At 59.2% G+C, this 24,695-nt stretch carries 17 protein-coding genes and 1 pseudogene; 15 read left to right on the top strand and 3 right to left on the bottom strand.

Annotation, left to right across the window (positions count from 1 at the left end):
- Window positions 1–6: 6 nt before the first annotated feature.
- Window positions 7–868, bottom strand: a pseudogene (locus tag JG739_RS29120) (transposase); the annotation flags it as partial.
- A 116-nt stretch (window positions 869–984) separates the two neighbouring features.
- Between JG739_RS29120 and JG739_RS29115 the strand changes: the two are divergent.
- The 13 genes from JG739_RS29115 to JG739_RS29055 all read left to right on the top strand — a co-directional run bounded on the left by JG739_RS29115 (window position 985) and on the right by JG739_RS29055 (window position 19,452).
- The gene (locus JG739_RS29115; protein WP_010913953.1) at window positions 985–1,260 is read left to right on the top strand and encodes a DUF4158 domain-containing protein; all 276 of its coding nucleotides are present in this window, start codon (window positions 985–987) and stop codon (window positions 1,258–1,260) included.
- A 99-nt stretch (window positions 1,261–1,359) separates the two neighbouring features.
- Window positions 1,360–1,890: a hypothetical protein gene (locus JG739_RS29110; protein ID WP_202364456.1), complete on the top strand. Its 531-nt coding sequence runs from the start codon at window positions 1,360–1,362 to the stop codon at window positions 1,888–1,890.
- A complete protein-coding gene (locus JG739_RS29105; RefSeq protein ID WP_202364455.1) occupies window positions 1,781–3,841 on the top strand; it encodes a Tn3 family transposase in 2,061 nt (686 codons plus the stop codon). Before JG739_RS29110 ends, JG739_RS29105 begins: the two co-directional genes overlap by 110 nt.
- Window positions 3,838–4,755, top strand: coding sequence for a tetratricopeptide repeat protein (locus JG739_RS29100; protein WP_202364454.1), 918 nt, complete (start codon window positions 3,838–3,840; stop codon window positions 4,753–4,755). Before JG739_RS29105 ends, JG739_RS29100 begins: the two co-directional genes overlap by 4 nt.
- Before the next feature lie 174 nt (window positions 4,756–4,929).
- Window positions 4,930–5,475, top strand: coding sequence for a recombinase family protein (locus tag JG739_RS29095; protein ID WP_202308621.1), 546 nt, complete (start codon window positions 4,930–4,932; stop codon window positions 5,473–5,475).
- The gene (locus tag JG739_RS35625) at window positions 5,472–6,398 is read left to right on the top strand and encodes a hypothetical protein (protein WP_010913958.1); all 927 of its coding nucleotides are present in this window, start codon (window positions 5,472–5,474) and stop codon (window positions 6,396–6,398) included. The genes JG739_RS29095 and JG739_RS35625 overlap by 4 nt, the downstream gene beginning before the upstream one ends.
- A gap of 89 nt (window positions 6,399–6,487) precedes the next feature.
- A complete protein-coding gene (locus JG739_RS29085) occupies window positions 6,488–6,835 on the top strand; it encodes a hypothetical protein (RefSeq protein ID WP_010913959.1) in 348 nt (115 codons plus the stop codon).
- A gap of 23 nt (window positions 6,836–6,858) precedes the next feature.
- A complete protein-coding gene (locus tag JG739_RS29080; RefSeq protein WP_202364453.1) occupies window positions 6,859–7,185 on the top strand; it encodes a hypothetical protein in 327 nt (108 codons plus the stop codon).
- Complete coding sequence (locus JG739_RS29075; RefSeq protein WP_096453910.1) at window positions 7,182–7,502, top strand: helix-turn-helix domain-containing protein; 321 nt, start codon at window positions 7,182–7,184, stop codon at window positions 7,500–7,502. Before JG739_RS29080 ends, JG739_RS29075 begins: the two co-directional genes overlap by 4 nt.
- 513 nt (window positions 7,503–8,015) lie before the next feature.
- A complete protein-coding gene (gene xopAD / locus JG739_RS29070; RefSeq protein WP_244749619.1) occupies window positions 8,016–15,074 on the top strand; it encodes a XopAD/skwp family type III secretion system effector in 7,059 nt (2,352 codons plus the stop codon).
- 1,650 nt (window positions 15,075–16,724) lie between these two features.
- Window positions 16,725–17,396, top strand: a complete 672-nt coding sequence (locus tag JG739_RS29065; RefSeq protein WP_010913962.1) for a winged helix-turn-helix domain-containing protein — start codon at window positions 16,725–16,727, stop codon at window positions 17,394–17,396.
- Window positions 17,397–17,524: 128 nt separating this feature from the next.
- Window positions 17,525–18,883: a type II and III secretion system protein family protein gene (locus JG739_RS29060; RefSeq protein ID WP_446720577.1), complete on the top strand. Its 1,359-nt coding sequence runs from the start codon at window positions 17,525–17,527 to the stop codon at window positions 18,881–18,883.
- Window positions 18,884–18,891: 8 nt separating this feature from the next.
- Window positions 18,892–19,452 (top strand): CpaD family pilus assembly lipoprotein, encoded by a 561-nt coding sequence (locus JG739_RS29055; RefSeq protein WP_010913964.1) that lies wholly within the window; start codon window positions 18,892–18,894, stop codon window positions 19,450–19,452.
- A 790-nt stretch (window positions 19,453–20,242) separates the two neighbouring features.
- Here JG739_RS29055 and JG739_RS29050 read toward each other — a convergent pair.
- Both JG739_RS29050 and JG739_RS29045 read right to left on the bottom strand, forming a co-directional pair.
- A complete protein-coding gene (locus JG739_RS29050; RefSeq protein ID WP_202364452.1) occupies window positions 20,243–22,093 on the bottom strand; it encodes an HrpF/NolX family T3SS translocon protein in 1,851 nt (616 codons plus the stop codon).
- Window positions 22,094–22,290: 197 nt separating this feature from the next.
- Window positions 22,291–22,992 carry a hypothetical protein gene (locus JG739_RS29045; RefSeq protein ID WP_063825847.1) on the bottom strand — a complete coding sequence of 234 codons (702 nt, stop codon included), beginning with the start codon at window positions 22,990–22,992 and terminating at the stop codon, window positions 22,291–22,293.
- 183 nt (window positions 22,993–23,175) lie between these two features.
- Between JG739_RS29045 and JG739_RS29040 the strand changes: the two genes are divergently transcribed.
- The gene (locus tag JG739_RS29040) at window positions 23,176–23,679 is read left to right on the top strand and encodes a nodulation protein NolB (protein ID WP_010913967.1); all 504 of its coding nucleotides are present in this window, start codon (window positions 23,176–23,178) and stop codon (window positions 23,677–23,679) included.
- Between the two features lie 9 nt (window positions 23,680–23,688).
- Window positions 23,689–24,552, top strand: a complete 864-nt coding sequence (gene sctJ / locus JG739_RS29035) for a type III secretion system inner membrane ring lipoprotein SctJ (RefSeq protein ID WP_044549206.1) — start codon at window positions 23,689–23,691, stop codon at window positions 24,550–24,552.
- Window positions 24,553–24,695 lie beyond the last annotated feature (143 nt).

Here is a 24,695-nt window from a genome sequence, read left to right as displayed (position 1 = left end):
CGGGCTGCCGTACATTGCGCGCTTGAGGGTCTTGAGGCGGTTGATCTGACCTTCGGCCTGTCCGTTGCTCCAGGGCAGCTCGATGGCGTTGTTGTCGGAATGATGTCGGAGTCGATTGCATCGTCGATCTAGGGGGCCAGTGTTTCCGACCTCCTGCTCCGAAGGATACCGTTGAAGCGCATTGCCAAGGCGTCGCATCTCGGCGAATGCGTCAGATCCCTGCTTCAGGGCATCGACTTTCCTTGCTTGTCGAGGCGTCAGCAGGCCTCTTGGCTTTATGTACAGCGCCGCGGCAACAACTGGCGAAATCGCGTGGCCGGTATCCGGATCTCGAACGGGTCCCGAGCTGATCGCCATCGAAGGAACATCATCGGCGCGCACTCTTTCGGCCCGCCGCCAAGCTCCCAGCAGTCGCTCCAGATTGGAGAAGCTGCCGGTGTAGCCGCGCTGCGTGACATCATGAAAAAGATGCCGTCCGCAGCGGTTCCCTTACTTCCAGCATTGGGCAAGGAACGTTTCAAAGCACCATGGTGATGTGGGGTTCAATGCTGCTCGCCGCCTATCTGGTAGGATAGACCCTCCTGGCGTAAGGACTATGCGCGAGACGGGCACGCCGGCGATGTGTCGCAGCGTCGACAATAGCGTCCTCGGACAGGATGGGTCTTCCTGAAGCACGTCCACTAAGGCTCATCTGTTCCTCGATTGCCGTACGAAGATTCTGGACCAGATGAAACCGGTCGGCCACCTGGTGAGCCTGCGGTGCGCCTTCACGGACGGCCTGCGCATACAGGCGGCAGCGGTCTCGGCTGACGACCTCGACGGAGGGATGATTCCGCAGCCACCTGGCTGCGCTATCGACACTCCGATCATGGCCTAATCGGCCCCAAGCTGCGATTTTGGCCAAGTTGTGGAACGTTGCCGGAACGGATTGACCGGTATGGCGTCGGCGCTTGAGAATTCACTCTTGGAAGAGGGAGTGGATGTATGGGTTTGCGCGTTTCGCTCGAGGTGTTGACCGGGGCGTGGAGCCTCTCTTTTGCCGACATCGACTTTTTGAAGGTCAAGGCGGCCGGGTCGAGGCTTGGACTGGCGGTTCAACTGAAGTTCTTCGCCGCGAACGGATATTTCACCACCGCGGCGGCTGAGGCCCCCGATGACGCGGTTTCGTATCTGGCCGAGCAGCTTGGCGTCAGCAAGGCAGATCTCTGCCGGTATGATTTTTCGGGGCGTTCAGGGCGGCGCCATTGCGCCGAGATTTAGCGCCATCTTGGTTTCCGCCGGATGAAGCGGGCGGATCGAGCCGCACTTGCGAGCCGGATAGCGACGGAGCTTTGCCCTGGGGGAGCATCGGTCGCAGCGATGATGGAGGCTGTTTTTCTGTTGTGCCGGGATCGCAAGATTTTCGGTCCGTCGCGCAAGGAGATGGAGCGGATAGTGCGCTCCGAGCGGCAACGCTTTCTGGAATCCTTTCTTGGCGGTGTTGCGGATCGGCTTCGCCCGGAAACGGTCGCGCTGATGCAAACATCGCTGGCCGATCCAGATAGCCCGACCGGGTTCCATACGATCAAAGGAGATGCGGGTGCAGCCACGCTGGACAACATGCTTGCCCTGGCTGATCGGCTTGCCTTCATCAAGAAGCTGGATTTACCGCGGGATCTTCTATCCGCTGCCGGCAAGACCTGGATCGATCAGATCGTTCGGCGGGTCGGCGCCGAAAAAGCGTCGGAGATGCGCCGCCACGCCCCGAGGCGGCAACTGGGGCCTCCATACCGTTTTCCTGATGATGCGGGAAACACAGATCATCGACGGCATGATCGACCTGCTGGTGGAGACCATCCACAAGATCGGGGTGCGTTCGAAGCGCAAGGTGGTGGGCGGCATCGCGCGTGACATCGAGAAGGTTTACGGCAAGGAGCGGCTGCTGGTCGATATCGCGGGTGCCGCGATCGAGGCGCCGGGTGGCCGGGTCTGCGATGTGATCTTTCCGGTAGCGGGCAAGGAGAAGCTTGCGGCGATCGTCAAGGAGCATCGGGCGAAGGGCACGCTCGAACGGCGCATCTACCAGGTTATGCGTGGATCCTATGCCGGTCACTATCGAAGAATCCTGCCGAAGCTTCTTTCGGTTCTGGAGTTTCGTTCGAACAATGCCGTGCATCGGCCCGTGCTTGGGGCGTTGGACTGGATCAGGCGGGCCTTCGAAACCGGTTGCCGCGTGGTGCCGCGGAACGGGGTGCCGATCGAAGGCGTCATTCCGCCGAAATGCCGCGGCGCGATCATCGGCAAGGACGGACGCATCAACCGGATCAGCTATGAACTGTGCGTGCTCAGTCAGTTGCGCGACCGCATCCGGGCCAAGGAAATCTGGGTGGTCGGGGCGGACCACTATCGCAATCCGGACGACGATCTGCCCAAGGATTTCGAGAGCCGACGGGCGGCCTACTACAACGCGCTCAACCTGACGTCGGATGCGCGAGCTTTCACGCGCAAAATCCAGGCCGAGCTTGAGCGGGAATTGCGGCTGCTGAATGCCGAACTCCCCCGCAACGACAAGGCACGCATTCTCTGGCGCGGCGAGAACCGCATCTCGATCACGCCGTTCCAGCCGCTGCCGGAACCGCAAGGCCTACGATCGGTCAAGGCCGAGATCGGCCGGCGTTGGCCGATGACGGAACTGCTGGATGTGTTGAAGGAGACGGCGCTCGACACCGGCTTTCTGGACGCCTTTGAAACGTCGGCTTCCCGTGTGGCGCTTTCGCGCGGTGCGCTCGACCGGCGTCTGATCCTGTGTCTTTACGGGCTGGGCACGAATGCCGGCCTGAAGCGCGTGGCGGCCGGATGCCCGGATGTCAGCTACGAGGAACTGCTTCATGTTGGCCGGCGCTTCATCCATCGGGATGCGCTGGAGGCGGCCTGCGGACGTGTTGCCAATGCGACGCTGGCAATCCGCAACACCGCCATCTGGGGCGAAGCCGGCACGGCTTGTGCCTCGGATTCCAAGAAATTCGGCGCCTGGGACGGCAACCTTATGACCGAATGGCATGTCCGCTATGGCGGTCGCGGCGTGATGATCTACTGGCACGTCGAAAAGGGTTCAACCTGCGTCTTCTCGCAACTCAAGCGGTGCTCGTCCTCGGAAGTTGCTTCGATGATCAAGGGCGTGCTTCGGCATTGCACCGACATGGAGATCCAGCGGCAGTATGTCGACAGCCACGGCCAGAGCTCGATCGGCTTTGCCTTCTGCCATCTGCTCGGGTTTGAACTGGCGCCACGCCTTAAGGCGATCGCCCGGCAGACGCTGGCGCTGCCGCATCCAGGCCTGCGCGCTTGCCCAATCTGCTTCCCATTCTTTCCAGCGTCATCAACTGGGAGGAGATCGAGCAGAATGCACAGCGGGTTAGCCGATCCCGAAGCGATCCTGCGCCGCTTCGCCCGCGCCGAGGTGATGCACCCGACCTATAAGGCACTCGCCGAACTCGGCCGGGCGATCAAGACGATCTTCCTTTGCCGGTATTTGCGCCACGAGAAATTCCGCCGCGAAATCCACGAAGGCCTGAATGTGATCGAGAACTGGAACAGCGCCAACAGCTTCGTCTTCTTCGGCAAGGGTGGCGAGATCGCCTCGAACCGGGTCGATGAGCAGGAGATATCGGTGCTGGCCCTGCATCTGCTGCAGGCGTCGCTTGTCTATGTGAACACGCGCATGATGCAGTCGGTGTTGAGCGAGCCGAAATGGTCGGCGCGGCTAACGCCGGAGGATTATCGCGGCCTGACGCCGCTGATACGGGCACGTCAATCCTTATGGCCGCTTCAACCTCGACCTGAACAGCAGGATCGATTTTGAGCAGAAACAAGCGGCGTGAAGCATCGAAGGGAATGGTAGAAATGCCTGTATCGAAGAAGCCCCGAAAGAAGGCAGTGGCGAAATCCAAGAAGCCGGAAAATGACAATGCTCTGCCTCCGATGCCGGACCGGCGCGGCATGGAGGGGTTCATGGCAGGTCTTTTCGGCGGAGGGCGTGGGAGCGACCCGACGGACGCTGCGCAAGACATCATGTATGAGGCTTGGGAAGCAACCAGTCGCAGCAAGCGTATTACGCTGGCCCGGAAAGCGCTTAAAGTCTCGCCGTTGTGCGCCGACGCCTATGTGCTGTTGGCCGAAGAAGAGGCGGGGTCTGTCGAGGAAGTGCTGGACTATTACCAGAAGGGCGTCGCGGCGGGTGAAGAGGCGCTGGGCCCTGACGGGTTTGAGGAATATGCCGGTCGCTTCTGGGGTTTTCTCGAGACGCGCCCCTACATGCGGGCGCGGGCAGGTCTTGCCGCGGTACTCTGGCGGCTTGGTCAGCACCAGGAGGCCATCGACCATTATCAGTCAATGCTCAAGCTCAATCCGAATGACAATCAGGGCATCCGCTACGTGCTGGCCGGGCATTTGCTGGCGCGCGACGATATCAAGGCCCTGAGGAAGCTTCTCAAACAGCACGAAGACGATGGCGCTGCTGCATGGCTCTACACGCGGGCACTTCTTGCCTTTCGTGAAAACGATCCGGGCGCCGGCAAGCTTGCCGAGGAGGCCTGGCTCGCGCACAGCCATGTGCCTGGCGTCCTTTCCGGCAAGCAGCCTTTGGTTGCTTCCATCGACGGCTATATCACTTTGGGGGGGAGGATGAGGCAGCTGACTACGTCGACGAAAACGGCCAGGCCTGGCAGGCCACGCCCGGTGCAGTCGCGTGGCTGGCGGAGGTTACCAGAAAGCTGAAACCACGACGACGGCGTAACTGACCACCGGAACCGATGGGCGTGTTCTAATTTGGGTATACCCGGCCTGAACACCCCCCATGAACACGTCGCAACCGGAAAGCCTGTATATTTTGGGCTCAATCTTCGTTAATGAACAGAGCATCGCGCCGGCACACCCAAAATGAACAGTTGCATGACCCGCATCGGATACGCCCGCACCTCCACCACTGACCAGAACCTCGCCGCGCAGATCGTCGCGCTCAAGGCCGCCGGCTGCGAGGTCATTCGCGAGGAGCAGAAGAGCGGCTCTACCCTGGAAGGCCGTCCGCAACTCAACACCATTCTCGACTTCATTCATGCTGGCGAGACGCTTGTCGTCACCCGGATTGACCGCCTGGCCAGATCGCTGCGCGACCTGCAGATGATCGTGGACAAGCTCAAGACGAAGGGCGCGCATCTCTCCGCGACAGAACAACCTGTCGATACGTCGACCGCCGCCGGTAAGGCCTTCTTTGACATGCTTGGTGTCTCTGCCGAGTTCGAGACCAATCTGCGGCGCGAGCGCCAGGCGGAGGGAATCGCTGCCGCCAAGAAGCGCGGCACATACAAGGGCCGGCCGCCGAAAATCGACCGCGACACGATCCAGCAAAGGCTTAAACAGGGTCAGGGCCCAACACAAATCGCCCGCGATCTCGGCGTCTCACGCGGTACTGTCTATCAGGTGAGGAAGGGCAAATGACGAAGGGCAGGCTCATAACCCGTCTGACGCCAGCGACATGCGAAGAGATCCAGACCCGCATGCTCGAAGTCTGCCAGAAGATCGCTGAGGACCACGGCCTGGTCATCGAGGGCGCCGGATGGCGCGGCACGGATACCGGCTTCTTCTTCGAGCCCGTGTTCCGCGTCAGCATTCCCGCTTCCGACGGCACCGCATTCAATCTCGAAAAAGACAGGTTCGAGTTCTTGGCAGAGCACTTCGGATTGGCCCCTTCGGACTTCGGACGCGAGTTCCGCACCGGAAGCGAGCGATTCCGGATCACCGGCATCGATCCAAAGCGGCCACGCTACCCGATCTCCGCTGAGCGAATTCCCGACCGCAGAGGGTTCAAATTTGCCGCCGAAAACGTCGAGCAGATGCAAGCTCCCACCCCGTCGTTGTCCGCGCCGCAGCGCGGCGCACAGCCCAGCTCGTCGCAGGAGCTTCCCGCAACCCCAGCTACGCCGAGCTCGGGAGCTTGGGATGGGGACAGGCTTAGGGAGCAGACACAACAACCCGAGTCATCATCGTCAGCCGACGCTGCGGCGTCAAACATGTACGACCGCCTTGACCCAGTGCTTGATCCGAATGCGCTCACAGTGGCTAAGTTGAGCAGCGATGCGCAATCTGTGCTGGCGCCTGGCGTTGCTAGACCGCCTTCGTTCGTTGGGCCAGCAGGCCCCCCCGACCTACAGGACATCGGACCTATCGTCGGTAAGGGCTGGCGCCACGGCTCCCAACCGGCCTCGAAGATCCTGATCGAGGAACTGGGTAAGATCAATCTGCTGCCGAACCAGTTCGGCCCAGCCCAGTTCGCGATCAACAGAGAGCACTACTCCGCCACGTTGGGTCGGGAGGGCGCAGGGACGTTCGCCTCATCCATCATGCTCGCTCCGGGCAGATAAATGAAGCTGGTCCGTCACGTCAGCCGCCGCGTCTGGAGGCCGGAGCACAGGTACCTGCCGGCTGGAGCACCGCGAGTGTTGGCTATCCGGTGCCATCCACCCCGAAGCTGCATGCTCATTATGCGCCCGCGCTTCCGAGCACATTCTCCGCTGATCAGATCGGGGCGTTGAAAGTCTCGTCCTCCGACCCGAGCGGGCGGACGCTCGGCGCCAGGGAATTCCTGGGCGATCAGCACATCCAAAGGGATTACGAGCTCCTGGGAGAGCAGTTGCAGGCGCGCGATCCAAATCTCGCTGCTCGGACGCGGCTTGTCGATCCCCTCATAGCCCATTATCATCTGCGCCTGGGCGAAGTGAGCGAGGCGCAGCGCGCATTTCGGCGCATCGTCCAAGATCCCAATCGTAATGACACCGCCACTTCCTGTTTCTGCCAGTGAGTGATGCTAGCCGTGCCGATCGTATGGCCCGCGGCACCCATCGGTCGCTGCTGCTCGTTGATCGCCGCAACCGGCAAAGCCCGGTTGCCTATCACTACGACTCCTACGAGGGAGGCAACGACCGCCAAGCTGCGATGCTCGCAACGCGGTTGGGCGCCAACCTGCAACAAGCGAGCATACGTCAGCAGGAGAACAAATTTGATTGTGGCGTTTTCGTCGTGGACGGCACCCGGGCCCTTATTGAACGATTGGTGAAGACGGACGGGCAACACATAGCAGATCTCAACGACCTCGTCCCCGATCGCCGGGATTTGCAAGGCCGACTCAGAAATTTTCCTGGCCGCGGTTGACGGCGACCAGAGCAGCTCTCGCGATCAGCGCTTGTCGCGGCGAGGCGGTCGCACGCAAGCAGGGCCAGCCATCTGGCTCGAAGCTCGACCCGCACGAACGCTTCATTCTTGGCCTGATTGAGGAGACGCCGGACATCACGCTTGCCGAGATCGCCGAGAGACTGGCGTCCGGGCACGGCGTGCGGGTTGTTCCTTCAACGGTGTGGATGTTCCTCGACAAGCGCGGCGTCACGTTCAAGACGTATGCCCGCCCGTCGGCAAGAGGTTTATTTCTGATGGCGGCTGGTCTGCATCAACGTATACGGCGTGTCGGCTGAGGGCCTGGGCCGGTAGCGCGACGCCGTTGCTGCGGAAGAATATTCTACACCGGCGCCCTTCCGAGCGAGAATAGCTTCGCCATCACGAGAAGTCCCGGCGGTACCGCCAGCGGCAAGTTCACGCGCCACTGGCGGGCAATCGCAGCAAAAGCCTTAGCATCTGTCGCCTCACTCTTCAAAGCCAAGCGGCACGGCTCTGCCAACCTTCGTCTTTGCCTCGTCAGAGCATATTCATCGTCACGCATCATCAGCGTGGCTTCGCCGAGGCTTGTCCACAGCGATCTCGCTCACCGCCGCAGCTGGCCCGAGATAGGGGCAGCTCCCGGACGTCTGGCGGAATAGGTGAACGCAATGCGACTCCAGATAGACCCAGGTCAGAGTCACGTCAGGTGAAGGGGATATGTTCGATCCCAGAGCGCGCAGGTTGGGCAGATCCGCGCTTTGCGGGTTGTGGAGGGCGCCGTGTGCGCCACGCATTGTAATCGGCGCGCATTTCTCGCCTGGAGACGGATTATGACGGGAGTTGACCGGCGTTTGAATGCGCCTAGCGGATCAGGCACGCACCGGGCTGAATCGGATCATGGCGGTGGTCAAAAAGGCTCGACCTTCAGTTCTGTCGTTCAGGGCTTGCGCTCTGAAGATCGAGAGTTAGGGGCATCCTCAGCTGAAAGGCCACCTTCGGCCAGCGATGTCCGGCGCCGCACGTCCGGCGATCCCTCCGTCAATAGGTGTGACGGCCAGCCCGTTTTTCGCGACTTGCCGCATCTGGGAGCGACAAATCGGCAAGAAAGTTCGTCGCGTTCCGGTGCAGAAGTCCGCAATGCCGATCAGTCCAGGAGTTCACAACAAAGTGGTCCTTCCTCGCGCAGGCAGCCCGTGTCGGGCCTGGATCGCAGACCAAAAAGGCGGCGCCTGGACGATGTCGCCGCGCAGAGCGTGCAAAGTGCAATCTCAGAAGAACAATCTAACAACGCACTACACGCCATTTGTTTTGCCCGTGACATTGAGGGGTTCTCGCGTGCAGTGGTGGAGCATGACAGACGGCTGCAAGGGGCGGGCGACGAGGTCCATGCAGCCTTCCTGCAAAAGGCCGCCGCCCAGTTCAAAGCTCAATTTGTCACATGCTTCGAGGACAATATCCGCCGCGGGCAATCATGGGGCTACGCCACCGCATGCAATACGGTGAGTCGTGAGGCTGGAGGTCAGGAAGGTGTGGAAGCTTGCAAGGCGATGGCAGCTCGGGTGTCGCAGCTTCCTAGTGCGTTAATGTGCGAAGTAGACCCCAAAGCCTTTTCGCTCTTTTCGGCATCGTTTGGTCGGCATCCGCAGTCGAGAACATGCCGAAATGGAACGATCAGAATCGCCGAATTTTGCCGCGATGAGGGCAGGACACTTGGCGTACTGCAAAGTCAAAGTCTGTCGTTGCTGGTGAACGGTTTCAGCAAGTGGCCGCAGCGGTCGGAAACTCGTGACGGTACGGAAGCCGTCGCCAGTGAGGTCCGTCGTCGCGAGGACCGCCGTTTCGGGCTCTCTGATTTTAGGGAGCAGCACCTGGCTAATCTGGTGAACGGTTTCAGCAAGTGGCCGGAAAAGGAGTGGTCCCGCCAAGCCACCGGAACGATTGCCGGTGAAGTCCTTCGCCGCCGTAACCTCGGGCTCTCAACTTTTAATCACCAGGACTTGGCCAACCTAGTGAACGGTTTCGGAAAGTGTGCCCAAGAGGAGGTCTGTTGCCAAGCCACAGTTGCGATCGCGGGCGAGGTCCTGCGCCGCGACCGCCGTGCCCGGCTCTCCGAATTCACCCACCAGGAACTGGCGAACCTGGTGCAAGGTTTCAGCAAATGGCCGGAAGAGCAGGCGTCCCGCGAAGCCGCCAGTGCGATGGCCGGTGAGGTCCTTGGTCGTAACCGGCGTGCCGGCGTCGCTGATCTTAATCCCCAGCACATGGCGACCCTTGTGAACGGTTTCAGTAAGTGGCCGATAGAGGAGCGGTGTCGCCAAGTCACCGGAGCGATTGCCGATGAGGTAGGTCGCCGCGCCGCCCGCGGCAGGTTCGGGCTCTCTGATTTTAATCATCAGGACTTAGCGAACCTGGTGCAAGGTTTCAGCAAATGGCCGGAAGGGGCGGTCTACCGCCAAGCCACAGCCAATATCGCCACAGAAGTCTCTCGCCGCGCCGGCGAGCAAGGGCTGTCTCATTTTACTCCGCAGGAGCTGGCTAACCTAGTGAACGGGTTCGGCAAATGCCCGGACGATGCCGACTATCATCACGCCACAGTCGCGATCGCCAGTGAGGTCATCCGCCGCCGCGCCCAACTCTCTGCTTTCAGTCATCAGCACTTGGCAAACTTGGTGAACGGTTTCAGTAAGTGGCCACAACAGGCGGACTGTCGCGATGCAACACTGGCGATCGCCAGCGAGGTCTTTCAACGCGATGACCAGTTCTCTCATCTTACTCAGCAGGCACTTGCGACATTGGTGAACGGTTTTAGCAAGTGGCCGGAAGAGGCGGCGTCTCGCCAGGCAACAGTCGCCATCGCCGGGGAGGTCACCCGCCGCGCCGGGCGCGGCGAGTTCGGGCTCTCTGATTTCAATGACCAGGACCTGGCGAACCTGGTGAACGGATTCGGCAAGTGGCCGGAAGCGGCGTCGACTCAGCAAGCCACAATCGCTATAGCCAGCGAGGTCCTTCGCCGAGGCACCCGACTCCGTGACTTTACTCACCAGCACCTAGCTAATCTGGTGAACGGTTTCAGCAAGTGGCCGGACGGGGCGGACTGTCGCGACGCCGCGATCGCCATCGCCGGTGAGGTCATTCGCCGCGGCGCCCGACTCTGTGAGTTTAGTCACCAGCACCTATCTAATCTGGTGAACGGTTTCAGCAAGTGGCCGGTCGGGGAGGACTGTCGCAGAGCCGCGATCGCAATCGCCGGGGAAGCCCGTCAGCGCCAGCTCTCCGATTTCGCTCCGCAGGGAGTGGCGACCTTGATGAACGGCTTCACCAAGTGGCCGGAAGAGTCGGCGTGCCAGCAGTCCACGATGGACATCGCGCGCAGATTGGGTGCTCGAGAGCTACGATTCGGTGTGTTCACGACAGCTCAGCTAAGTATTCTCGCCAATGCTTTGTCGCGAATGATCATGAAGGCAGAAGACACTGGGGATATTACGGACGCGGCTCTGCCGAAGGATCGCTTGCACAAGCTCGCTCATTACCTGCACTATGATGATGATCGCCTGGCGCAGGCTGACGTTCTAGACATCACAACCGTTTTCAAGGCACTTGGTAAGGCTCGGCTGTCTGATGATCTCGGTTTGCTCGCACCGACAGGCTTGAACCGCCTCTCGGAATTGCGTCAAGCCCCTGATTTTACGACCCACAACGATCTGGAAACCATGGCTAATCTGTGTGCATCTCTGCTGCCGCTGGCTCGCAGCCCACAGAGGCCGCTGCGCTCGCACCGCACGCAGGCCCTCAATCTGCTCAACGACCTCCAATCCGTGCTCGAGCAGAAGATCGAGGCGCATCTGAACGCAAGCGATGCCGAGCGGACCCGTGGACCGCTTGCCAGCCGCCGCCCCGCTTTATCGATCTATCAGACGCTTAAGGCCCGTGCGGTCCTGGAGAGACTATTCAGGTCACCGTATGTCGAGGGCAAGAGGTCCGACTTGCGGGTGAGGCAGCAAGCGCTGGAGCGCAAGACGAAGGAGATCCTGGACAGCACGCGCGGCCTCATTGAAAGCGACCTTTCCAGCATGAGCTGGAACCTGATCGCGCAGATCGAGGCGGAGAATCCAGTGGATGCGCTGGACTTTTTCATAGAGCAGGATGCGGCGACGATCCAGGGGCAACATCCAGCATCGGTCTTCGACGTGTATCAGGTCCTGCGAACCATGGATCACGAGCCAAGACCGCCGCAGGGTGACGCAGGACTGATGCAGTTGCCGGTAGTTGACATGCAGGGACGGCCGGTGGCCACCGAGCCGGAGAGACGGTATTCGATATTTCAGCGCCTGACTGCCGGGGCTTTGCCAGTCGTTGCGGTCCAGATGCCAGGAACGCCGAGCGCCTTCATGCTGGCGCGTACGGTGAACGTCAACGGTGTGCCATACCGCATGGACCTGTTCGGAGGCAGCAAGTTAAAGCCGCCGCGATTGACCGTGTCTCAGATTGCGGCCCGTGCTCCAGGCGAGCTAGCTAAGCTTTCCGGGGGAAAGCTGCTGGCGATTCCGTATGTCGATACCGCACCGGGCACCGCCTTCGAGCAGCTGTCTCGGACTTGGGCCCCTTTCAAGGAGGCCTATTATTATACCCAGCGCAGGGGTTTTGCGGCGCCACCGGCGATCAAGGGCCTGGGAGTTCACGACTACGCGCTGGAAGGCGCCTTCAAACTGTCGCTGCTGCCGGACCGTCCCGCCAACCAGGAGCATCCCTTCAAGCTGAGGGGGCCGGACGGTCCCATTGCATTGCGACCGCATGACGGCTGCGGTTTCATCAGGGCCTCGCTAGCCAACCTTATGCCAGCTGTATGTCGCGCCGGCGAGCAGGGTCCTGATCAGATGTCTGCCTTTGGTGAGGGAAGGAAATCATCCCTGCCAGTCTCGGCGCTGCAACACTATCCGCGCTGCGACCAAGTGGCGGATGAGGTCCGTGAAAAGGCCACGGCCTGGCTCGAGAGCCAACAAGAGCCAACGTTGACCACCGAAGAGCTGTTTAGAACGGTGACGGCCGGACACATCGATGGTCCCGGCGCGGTTGCCGTACCCTCCAACGATGAGTGTCTCCATGTGCCGACGCTGAAGAGCGAAACATTGACGGGGACGAGCGGCGTGCTGGTCGGGCGCTCGCCCTACGATAAGCCGAACCTGCGCCCGTTTGCCGCCGAGCGGGTCAAGTTGGCCGTCGACGGCGATCCGACCGCTGTATTTCTCGATAACTGCACGGCCATTCAATACAGCTTCAATGTCGCCCAGAAGTCGGGGAGGGAACTGGCCGCCGACGATCCGACTTTCTTTGCCAAAGGCATCCTGATCGTTGTACCGGATAAGATGTGGCCGGCCGCCTACGCCGACCGTGTGCTAATCATGTCTGCCGAGGACGTCAAATGCCATGCGAGCTGGACCACGAGCAAGGACCGCGTCAAGGTGGACACGACGGTCGACTGCCTCGGCATCCTGCAGGCGACCGAGGTGTTTGCCCCGGGCTCGTTGGTTGCCGTCCCAACTGGTGAACAGAAGAAACTTGACGGCGACTTCGACGGAGACAGCCTCGTCATCGTCGGCGACCGGCCACAGCTTTACGAGCATGTCAGGCAATTCGATCAAGAGGAGCAAGCTCGCGGATTGCGCTCGCTCAAGCCGCCAAAGTCGCACACGCCGGCGATTGAGGATGGTCGCTACAAGTTCGGGCGCGCCAGCCAGATCCTCGCCGCCACGCGCAATGTTCTGGAAATCTATACTTGTCTGCAGCGAGACTTTCTCGCTCAATCCCATGAAGCCCGACAGTGGTTTGCCGAGCGTGCCATCTTCGGCACGTACGAAGGCATTCACCAAGAGCTCAAGCGAGACATCCGAGGCGTGTTGGAGCAGGAACAGGTCAGTGCTCAGAACGTCCAGGAGACGCTTGAAAAGGCGCGGCACGACATCCAACTGGCAGACCATCCGGTCGCGCGCGAGATTGCTGAGTTGCTCCACGCTGAGCTCGAGACGTGGGCCGCGAGGCTGGATGAGCAAGCTCTGCCCGAACAACTCCTGCCCGAAACAGTCGTCAGCCTGAGCGAGGCACCACTCGCGATGAGCCAACCGCTTTGCGAGCTGTTCCCGGAGCTGGCGGAGATCTATTCGGCAACGGCTCAGCCACGCGACCGCGTCCAGCTTCTTGTCGACCGTTACCCTACGCGCATTGCCCCGCGACCGGATGGATACAATCCACACGACCTCGTGCGGAGTGCAAAGAATCTCCTGAGCCTCGGTATCAAAGTCGGAACTGACGCATATAAATCGGACACTGGGGCCCACATCTTTATGTTCAAGAGCAGGCAACTTCGGCGCCTGCTGCAACAAACACCAGGCTCGAAATCGGTGCCCTACACCAAGAGCATTGCGGCTACCCTCAACCAGGGTCGGTTTGATGTCGATGCCACATTGCAGGATCTTCAGGACAATCCGACGCTGGCGGCTTCAGTTATGCAAGCTTCGATCAAACTTGCTGCCGAGCGAGGCTTTCTGCCTCAACCCTCGGCTCGAGGGGCTTCTGCCGATGATTCAGCCACGACGATGACCTTGACTCCCGAGCTGGCCGTACAGCGAGCTCAAATGGAGGCTTGCCGCGCCCGAGCCGAAGAGAAGGACATCACCCCGATGGTAATCTCGGTTGCCGAAGCCCTCAGGAGAGCCGATATCAACGTGAAGATGCCCCATCTCGCTGAGCGTTTGAGATCGGAAAGCTCGATGACAGGCCAGCTCACCGGGATACAGGCCCCGTTTGAAGCCGGCGCCCAGCTGATCAACAACGCTGTACGCCACTGCTTCCAACTCCCTGATAGAGATTTTACCCGTGCCTTCAAGAAAGCCATTATAGCCTTCGACGAGAGCGGGTATTCTGAGGTCAGCACGACCAACTGGTTCAGGACGCGATCGCCGACCTTCGTCGGCATCAAGACCGTGCTCGCCACGCCGGGGGGCTACCGCTTCGAGGTGGAGTTCCACACTGCAGACAGCTACAAGACCAAGATTTACAATCACGACACCTACAAGGAGCTGCAGAAGCTGCAGGAGCTGCAGCGAGAGAGCCAAGATCCACTGGATCAGTCTATAGCCGAGCAACTCTTGGAGCGCGTGCGACAGGCCTGCAACAAGGTCATCATCCCTCACGAGGCCATAGAGATCCCCCACTGGGAAGCCCACGCCGATAGCACAGTTGGTGCCAGCCTACGTCGTCGGTTGCAAGTCGCCCCGCCGAGACGAACGGAGCGCTCCCCGATCGCAACAGAGATTCTTGGCGCGTTGGGCGCGCGGTCGATCGTGCTCGTCGGCGTGAAAGGCGCAGGGAAATCCAGTTTGGGCCGTGCACTCGCCAAACGACTAGGAATGAGGTTCGTCGATTCCGATAGAAAAATCGAGGCGAAGACCGGCAAGTCCGTAGCTAAGATCGTCGCTGAGGATGGGGAGGCCTATTTCAGAGATCTTGAGGTGAATGAGATCAGGCAGTCACTCGAACTGGGGTCGGCGGTGCTCGCAACCGGCGGTGAAGCGTTCATGATCGAGGAGATCCGGCATTATGTCGGGGAGAAAGCCGTCTCGATCTGGCTCAATACCAGCGAGGACGTGATCAGGCGGAACCTGAGAGATAACATCAGAGGCCCAAAGGTGCAGACCGCCGACCAAGCCCAGACCATCACAGACCTGATGCATGTGCGGAATCCAATCTATACACTTGCCGATCTCACGATTGCCCCGCAGCATGAGCGGGATCTCAAGAACGCGAATGCTTGCCTGACCGCGCTGCACGCCTATGTTTGCGGTGGGGGCAGGGCGGTATCCAAGCTCGTGACCTCATCCGGGGTCGTACCATGACGGCCCCGTTCAACTCGGCCGCGTGCGGAAACGGGAAAGACGCTGATCCAGCAGACCCCTTGGTGATCTCCAGCGCCTCCGCTCACTGAAATCGGCACCGTGGAGCATATGATAGCTGAACGTCCCGGCAAAGATCAGAGGAACCTACCTCAGACACCCGCCCGAAATCGGCGAGCAGATTGTCTGTCAACCCATGGACATCGCGAAAGTCTTGACCAGCTGACTGGTCGGCATGAGCAGCAAACGCCACGTCCGGCCGCAAAATCAACGGCGGCCGTCAGAAGGTCGCCGAGTGGATGTGGCACGAACTCGGCGTCATCGACCTGCGCGAATGACCGCTATCGCATTTGTCCCAAGCCCGACCACGGCCGAGATGAAGCCGCGCCACAGGGTTGATGCTAGACGGGCGCCGATCAGTGCCGCAATTCAGCCGGGCAAGCCTGGGCAACGTTTAGGTGCGGCGAGATAATGTCGGATGGGAGCCGTTTGGTTTCCAGCGCATCTTGCGGCCATCCAGTAGGCGAGCGTCTCTCAGCGAGATTATGTGGCGGAGCCGCCCTGGAGCGCGAGGTGTTCTGCGGAGAGGAGAATGGAACCGATACTGATCGGAAACTTTTGGCAACGAGTCTGCACCAATCCGAAATGCCGGCGCGACGCTCCCTTATTTGCCGCACCCGAGTTGGTGCGCGACGAGGCGGTGCGCGGACGGCATCATTCCCCAGCATCTATCATCCCGAGCGGTGATAATCGGCTGCAATTTCGTGGTCAAGAATCGAGGCCAGTGTCAGCAACTCGGCCGTCACCTCCTGATGGCCAAGAAGGGAGATGCTCTCGGCCGCCCACCCAACCGCCGCTATAGGCTTGGCCCTGTCGACCGCCGCAATATCCACAACGTTCTGGATGGGCGTGCAATACGCCGGTGCCTACTCGGTATCGTGCAGCTTTACAACAGGCCGAGTCGAGAACCTGACCAAAAACCGTGTCAGCTTGCTCTTGAGGCCGTTCCACCTGATTGCCAGGGAAAACCGACGGTTGGTTCGATCCGACACTGACCTGTGTGATTGGGGGCTTGGGTTACGAGCCGGTGCCGGACTGAACCGTCTCCGAGGACGACGGTTATCTCGTGGCACATTGGGGCACGTGGCGGCGTTGCCAATCGCCCCAGGTGTCGCAGAAGCGGTCAACGATTGCACTTCATGGTCAGGCGGACCTGATTTGAGGCTGAAACCAGGGAGGCGTCGGTACCAAGCATCAGCCTCACAGTGCGATCTGGGGGGTGAATATGCGGACAATCCAGGATGTGGATTGCTTACATCCGAACAATCGATTTGCTCAAGTCGCTTGTCGAAAGCTAACCCCTACGGGTCATGGAATTATGGGCTCTGGAGGGCAATGTCGCTTGGCGAATGCAGGGGCCGCCACATCGGCAGGATGCGCAGACGAATTGAAGGCGGAGTGGCATCTTGGCCTGCCCAAACGACGCTTCAGCCCATCACAGGTTCTACCTCGCCTACTACAGGCGTACGGCTCGCATGATCCTGCGACTAGCCGTCCCAAAGAGGATTACGAACACTGCGACGCGTTGCGCGACTTCTGCTTTCGCCGTCTCAACAGTCTCGGTGACCTGTCCTACCATTAATAGGAGATGAAATGCGAACGCTATTCGTTGACCACCATGCGGATCTTACGCGAGCGGTGGGAGTTGCACTCGGCGACAGCGGTTTCGCCGTTGATGTTGTTCCCACACTGGAACAAGCATCGAGTGCATTTTCTTGCGCCAGCTACGAAATTCTCCTGCTGGAGCTGGTTCTGCCGGATGGCGATGGCTTGGATTGGCTGAAGCAGCTAAGGGGTGAGGGACATTCAGTTCCTGCTCTCATTTTGAGTGACGTCGACGATCTTGAGAAGCGAATTGCGATTTTCAACGGTGGTGCGGACGATTTTCTGCTCAAGCCAGTGTATACTAATGAGCTCATTGCCAGAATGAGAGCCGTTCTGCGGCGGTCGACTCAGATGACTGCCCCGATCATTGTATTTGGCAATCTCCACTTCGATCCGATCGGCCGACAGGTTTCCGTTGCTGGTTATCCACTGACGGTCGCACGCCGTGAATTATGTATTTTAGAGCATCTGCTCAACCGTGCAGGCCGCATCGTGCCGCGTTCGCAGTTGGAAGATCACCTCTATTCGTTCAACGATGAAGTATCGGCCAACGCGCTTGAAGTCGGAATCTATCGCTTACGTCGATATCTGAGCAGTTCAAACGCAACGCCACGGATAAAAACGGTGCGTGGCATTGGTTACATTCTTGAATGTGACTAGCGCGACATTCGTATAGTTGGCCGAATTTGAAAGAAAAGACCGCCTTGAAAATCATTACAACTCATTCTGACACCGATCGGCGGCCCCCGCACATCGTTTGCCCGAGACCTGCTACTGTTTCTCCTTACTTGGGCCGCCTTCTCTGTGCGCTCATTCTGGCATATCCAGTTTCTGCCCCGGCCGAAAACATGCAGGATCAAGGGGCGCCGCGTGCCGCATCCAATAGCATCGACGGCACGCTGAACCTTTCCTCTTCGCTCGGCAAGACGGTTCATTTGCCCGCGCCTGCCACGACCATCTTTGTTGCTGACCCGACGATCGCTGATTATCAGGCAGCCTCAAATACAACGATCTTCGTCTTCGGGAAGAAATCCGGGCGGACCAGCCTGTTCGCCTTGGACGATAAGGGCGAGGCTCTCGCCGCGCTGCGAATTGTCGTTACGCAACCGATCGAGGAATTGCGCGCCATGTTGATGGATCAGGTTGGCGACTCTTCAATCCAGGTGAGCTATACGCCGCGCGGCGCAATCCTTAGCGGTACAGCGCCCAATGCGGAGGTCGCCGACACCGCAAAAAGGGTCACTGAGCAGTATCTCGGGGACGGTGCGCAAGTCGTCAACAACATTAAGGTCGCTGGGTCCTTACAAGTTAATCTCAGTGTGCGCGTAGCGGAGGTCTCCCGTAGCGCCATGAAGGCACTCGGCGTTAACCTGTCCGCCTTTGGTCAAATCGACAATTTCAGAGTGGGCTTGTTAAGCGGCGGAGGCACTGGCTCTGGTGCAGCGCAGGGTGGTGGCACAGCAGGAATCGGATTCAACAACGGTGCCGTCAACATCGGCGCGGTTCTAGACGCGCTCGCCAAGGAGCACATAGCTTCCGTGTTGGCTGAGCCGAATCTCACCGCGATGTCCGGTGAAACTGCCAGCTTTCTCGCAGGTGGCGAATTTCCCATTCCTGTCCTGCAGGAAAACAAGCAAGTGTCGGTTGAATTCCGTCACTTCGGCGTCAGCCTGGAATTCGTGCCGACCGTTCTCAACAACAACCGGATCAACATTCACGTAAAGCCGGAGGTCAGTGAACTATCGTCCCAAGGTGCCGTTCAAATCAATGGTATTTCCGTGCCGGCAGTTTCCACGCGCCGAGCCGACACAGTCGTCGAACTCGCCAGTGGGCAGAGCTTTGCAATTGGCGGTCTGATCAGGCGCAACGTGAACAATAATGTCAGTGCGTTTCCCTGGCTCGGCGAAATGCCGATTCTTGGCGCTCTGTTTCGTTCCTCCTCGTTTCAAAAAGAAGAATCAGAACTTATAATTCTGGTTACGCCTTACATCGTAAAACCAGGCTCCAGCCCCAACCAGATGAGCGCACCCACGGACCGGATGGCGCCGGCTTTGGACGATCCGCCGGCAGATCCGCCGCGAGGCCGCGCTGCTGCCCGCACCGGCGCGCCCGGGGCCAAGCGCGGTCGCGGCTTCATAATTCAATAGGTGATCGAATGACTTTGCGGATCAAAGTTCTCCTGGTCGCCCTGACAGCCAGCGCAAGTGGCTGCACAAGCACTGTGCCGATCTATGTCGAGCCCCCTGCGCCAATCCTTATCCGGCCGGAGACCACCGTGCTGATATTAAAGAGCCTCCGCGCTTCCGAACGGCAGCGTTTGCGTGTTTTCCTTGACAGGACCAGTAGCGGCCGCCGCGATGCCCTTCACCTCCTTATCTGGGGCTCGTCCCGGCTCAGCGCAGAGGTGGTGCATCAGGCCAGGCAGATGGGTATAGACACTTACAACATCCATTTGCTCGACCAACACGATGGCGGCGCAGTCCAAGTAGAAGCAATTGTGTATCATGCCCGCCCACCTGCCTGTCCGTCGTATTCTTTACTCAGTGACAAATCCTTCGAAAAGCCCCTTGGCTGTTCGACACGACGTAACCTAGCTGCAATGGTCAACGATCCGCGCGATTTGCTCGACAACCAGGCTGTCGAGCCGAGCGATGGCGAGCGTGCGGCCATACCAGTTGCCACATACAGGACGTTCGGGGCGGGCAAAGGTCAATGACATGGGTCGTATGTTTTAGCTTGGTAGAGCACGGCGCCGCCTCCAGTCTGTAACATTGCCGTTGCTTCGGATCTGGTGGTGAGCGCGGCCGTCACAATACACGACCGTGACCTGAACAAGATAGGGGTGTCCCTCACCTCTCCGGGGTGCCCGGTGGCGCTGCGCTCATGACGTTGCCTCGCTGAGCGGCGTTCTTCATTTGCGAGGTTAAAGGCGCACGTCACGCGACGGCGGCGTGGCTCAAGTGGCCAAGCGAGCTTGATCTTGGCGGTCGTGTCGACAAAGCTGGCGGCTGTGTCGCTGCGCTCCACCGGCCCATGTTGCGGCCCGGTGGTCCCTATGACCACCGGAGAAGCAGTGGGGGACGGGCGCTGCGCCAACTGGCCAGCACGACCGCTCTGGGTTGATACTGTTGAAAAAGTCCGGCGCACCGCAAAGTCCCCACCGATATTAGAATCCAGTTCCAACCCGGCGCATTGCATGGAATCAGGATTCAATTTTGGGGTCTCCGCGGAACGCCATCCTACGAAAGCGCCACGGGCGACCGCGACGCGGACTTTTTCAACAATATCGGTTTTTTCTAGCCGTTCTCAGTTCTCACCTTCTCCTCTCAGGCTAAGTGTGAAAACGACCTCAAGGCCGAAGGATGAGCGGATTAAGCCCGGGCCTGCTGCGACCTAACCACGATCCTCAAGGCACGCCTGCCAAATCGCCTTGCGGAAAGGCAAAGGTTCCCCACAAGGTGATTGATAGGCTAGTGAAGCGTGCGAAGGAAGTCGCACATTTGTTGTCAGGCCACTTTCTGGAGTATTGGCACCATCGGGCTGAGGAGGCCGGCCGCTTGCATAGTGTCGGCCGGAAGGCATGCTTGCAGGTTGGACAAATAGTCTTCTGCATAGCTTTTCGCCATGGAAATCGGCAGATCGATCCCGGCCGCGGCGGCCTCTTCCAACGCCGTCTTCACCAGCCCGTTGCGAATCGCAAGCTTGACCTCGGGACCCGCGACAAGGCTGAGCGCCTGCGCTCCGATATTGATGCCAGCGTCTAGCAGCGCCTGCTTCATATTGCCTCCGGTAATGGCTGTGCGGACAAGATTTGCCGCTTGCGCCTCGAACGCGAGCGTCATCGACACGGCATCGGCCACTTGGCCCACGACCGGAATGAAGCTCAACAGACCCACCGCCGTCGCAGCCCAATCAGCCACTGTCGAGTACACCTTGAGCACGTCGTCGACTGTGTGGATGAAGGCCCCGCCGTTCTTTTTGGCCGACTTGGTATCAGGCTGGTCCGCCCGGCCCGTCATCATGTCCGAGACGGCGTCCTGTTCCGCAGCAGTTTCGGGCGCATGGGTCTTTGGCTGCTGAACGGCTCGGTTTGCAGACGACATGCCGTTGTAGAAGTGGCCAAAATCTTTGTTGCTGATATTGCCGGAATCAACCGTGTGTCCGCCGCCGAAATCGAAGAACGAATTGTGGGTCTTGTAGCCCGTAATCGAATTGTTTAGAAGACCGAAGAGCAGATGATCCGATAACAGCTGCGATGCCGCCTGCTTTACTCTCGGATCTAGGCTCTTGTCTTGCGCCATGCTTGCGAGCTTGTCACGAGTCAGGACACCGCTCCCAAAGAATTTTTGCTGGTTGCTGTTGATCGTCTTAAGGGTATTCAGCTCGGTTTGCGTGAGGCTCATCGAAGATGAAGCGACTTGGAGAAAATCCTCTTTATGGACTTTGTCTATCGAGCCACCGTACAACCGCTTCCATTCATTCGGGTGACTGACAAAGTACTGAGCCGCCGCAATGACCTGTGGCGGACATTTGCCAGTTTTCGCGTCGCCGTCGACGATCTGCTTGAAATAAGTCAGACTCAGGTTCTTGGGCAGGTTTTCGGAGTACCGGTAAAGCTCGCGCATCGCATCGTTCAAGGTCATAACCGACGGCTGCGCACTTCCAGTACTATCGGATGGGATGTAGTTCTGCGCGTAGCTTTGCGCCTGCTGGCCCTGAAATGCGGCAACTTGTGAGTGATGGCGAGAGAACTCGGACAAATCCTTGGCCGTGATCTTACCGCCACAGCGGCCATCGCCCTGCGAGCCGATCGCATAAAAAAGCTCTGGATCCTGCTGCAATCCCTCAATCGCCGCTTTCAGATCCGGTGGCGTAGAGGGATCATTGGCTTTATCCGTCAGCGATTGCCAACTAAGCGGGCATAGGTCCTTGTGACGGTTCAGCACTGCGACAATCTGCAACTCGGCTTGGGACAGTGAGCCGCCGTTCCACGTAATTCTCTCGCTTTTTATAGGCGCTTGCGCAATGGGAGGGAGGGCGACCGCAGGCTGCGGGCCTTGATCCGTTGCTTCGATGGCTGCCCTCATGCTTGGCGGCAGCAGATCCAATGGGTTCTTGCGCAATTCTTCCAACGAGGATGCGACATCGGGCAACAGCGACTCCGATGTGTTCCGGCACAATTCCTTCATCGACGGGAAGGGGCTGGCGTCGTCTTCGTGCAGGTGAAGGGAGAGCATCGCCTCGAATGACGATGCGTTTTGCTGCGCCTTTTCCAACGAAGATGTCAGATTCAGGCTGCTGTACTGGAGAATATCCTGGCTACGGAAAACGTTGCTTGTATTATTATTGACGGACATTGTGTCTCCTCAAAAATGAAATTGCAATCCCCCACGCCAGATCCATGTGCAATACCAGCACAATGACCGGAGATATCGCTGAAGCTGGCGGTTGCCACCATGAGCGGTTTAGCTTTCGGTAAACTGACGAGTTCAGAGGAATTCACAATTTGGGGTGGCCGCGGTGTTGTTTTGTCCCGAAGCTGCGACCGCAGATATCATTTTTGGCGTGGCTCTGGCTTCCCGCCAACGCCATCCTGCTGCGGCACGTCGGACGAATAAGCGGCTTCAGGCAATCCGTTGCGGACGACCATGGTGGAGGAACCCCGAAACAATGTCAGGACCGATTCGCTTGTCGGCGTTTCATGGACGCGCGGCTGCCCCTGTGCCTCTGCGACAAGACCATTGAAAGTCTGCTCCACGAGCGCGGTGAAGCGCGGCGGACCGGAAACCAAAACGAGGCCATCTCCCGGCGCGGGTCTCACGACGTAGCGGTCATCGGAGATCTCAAGCTTGTCTAGGGCACCCTTAAACGTATCGAAGCGGATCGAAGTCAGCACAAGCATGCGGGTTTGTGATTCTTTTGCGGCTGACACGTAGAGGACAAGCCCATCATAATACCATTGGAGACCGTACATATTGGCCAAACGGTCGAGGAACTCGCGCGGTGGCAAATCCGGCATACTCCCGCGGATCCGCCCCTTCACCTCGGCGCTAATGTTGACTCGGATATTAAGGTTGTTGCCGAATTGCTGCAGCGCCTCAGAAATATCCTGATCGAGAACCGTATATCTGTACGGCGTCTTGGAGAGGGATAAGGGGACGCCGAGAGTTCCGTTGGTTCCGGCGGAGAGAAAAAAACCGGCACACAGAAGTCTCAAAACGTGTGGGCGGACGGATCGGATGAGCGCTCTCAACATTGCGCACTGATACACTAGAGTCTGAAATTTGCACAAGTGACTTAGGCGCCAGCATATCCTCTAGATACTAACCAGGCTCCGTCAGTCAGCTTGTCGTCAGCTCGGCCACCTAGACGTTGACCTGATAACGAATGACGAAGGGCCGAGTTCGCTCCGGTCAAAGAGGAAGCTATCGGGTCTTTCATGATGATCCCTATCACGTCGATCACTGCCACTTTAACGGACTGTCTGGCCAGGGCCGGGTCACCGTCGTTCAGCGAGCAAGCCCAGTTTGAGCGCGCTTTGGCGCACGCGGCCGACTCGCTGAAAAACGATGCCGCATCGGCGCCATCGAGGGTGCCAGTTCCTCCGGCGATGGCTCTTCAACGCGCGGCTACGCAGATGAGTCCCTTGGGGGACCGCGTGTTGCAGACGATTTCTGCGATGTACCCAGACCGTGCTGTTAATTCGGCTGCGCTCGACCAGCAGGTAGGCCTTTTCAAGGGCGCTCTACCTAGGCCGCAGAAGCTTCCTGCCGAAGGTGATGCGGGAACCGGAACGTCAGGCGTTCCGCAAGGACGGCATGATTTCGAAACAATGATTGCTGGTCTGCGGGATATGTACAATGGCGTCACTCAGGTTGCGCTTGTTTCCAAAGGTGTCAGCGGCATCACCTCATCTGTAAATAAACTTCTAAAGGAAGGCTGAACCGCGCACATGATTGGCTTAGCCCAGGAAATCATGCCTGGCACGTGCGGTCGGAGGTCACTTCGCCTTATCGTGCTGCCACTCCTCGTGGCCCTCGGCGGTTGCAAGGTGGATCTCTACACGCAACTGCAGGAGCGCGAGGCGAATGAAATGCTCGCCCTTCTGATGGACAACGGAGTTCATGCGGTTCGGGTCGCTGCCAAGGATGGGACTAGCACGGTCCAGGTTGACGAAAAGCTGCTCGCTTACTCAATCGACCTCCTGAATGGCAAGGGATTGCCGCGCCAGTCATTCAAGAACCTCGGAGAGATTTTCCAAGGATCAGGCCTCATTGCCTCGCCGACCGAGGAACGTGCCCGTTATGTTTATGCGCTCAGCGAAGAGTTGTCCCGCACGATCAGCGATATCGATGGCGTATTCTCTGTACGTGTCCACGTAGTTCTGCCGCATAACGACCTTTTGCGAGCAGGCGCCACGCCATCCTCGGCTTCGGTCTTTATCAGGCACGACGCCAAAGCAGATCTCTCGGTTCTGCTGCCGAAGATAAAGATGCTCGTGGCCGACAGCATCGAAGGGTTGTCCTACGACAAGGTCGAAGTGGTTTTGGTGTCGGTGGAGCGTTCCGCGCCTGAGCAACGGTCCGTGCCGGCGACTGTTTTGGCCCAAGCGTCCAGGCCCGTTCCAGCGCCACTTTTGGCCAGCTTAACCGGTATTGCCGCAGCTGTGTTCGCAGTGGCGTGCTATCTCTTAGTCACCGGTCTTAGCCGCCGGCGCAAGCAGTCAGCGGGCGAAGTTCCCAAGCTCGAGCGGCGGTCGGGTGTTTCCGCACTCGATGCCATTCGCAAAAAGACACCGGCGATAGCGCCTCAGTGACATGTCAATGCCAATGCCGATACTGACCGCCCAACCTGATGGTTCGTTCCAATTGCCTTCCTTGGGTCGGAGCGAGCTTGCTGCTTCGGCCCATCCTACCCGTCTTGGCGCGCGTCTTGATCCGGCGTTATCGGCTGCTACGT

Origin of the sequence: Mesorhizobium sp. L-2-11 (assembly GCF_016756595.1) — a bacterium.
Taxonomy (GTDB): domain Bacteria; phylum Pseudomonadota; class Alphaproteobacteria; order Rhizobiales; family Rhizobiaceae; genus Mesorhizobium.
This window is presented reverse-complemented; position numbering and strand designations above follow the sequence as displayed.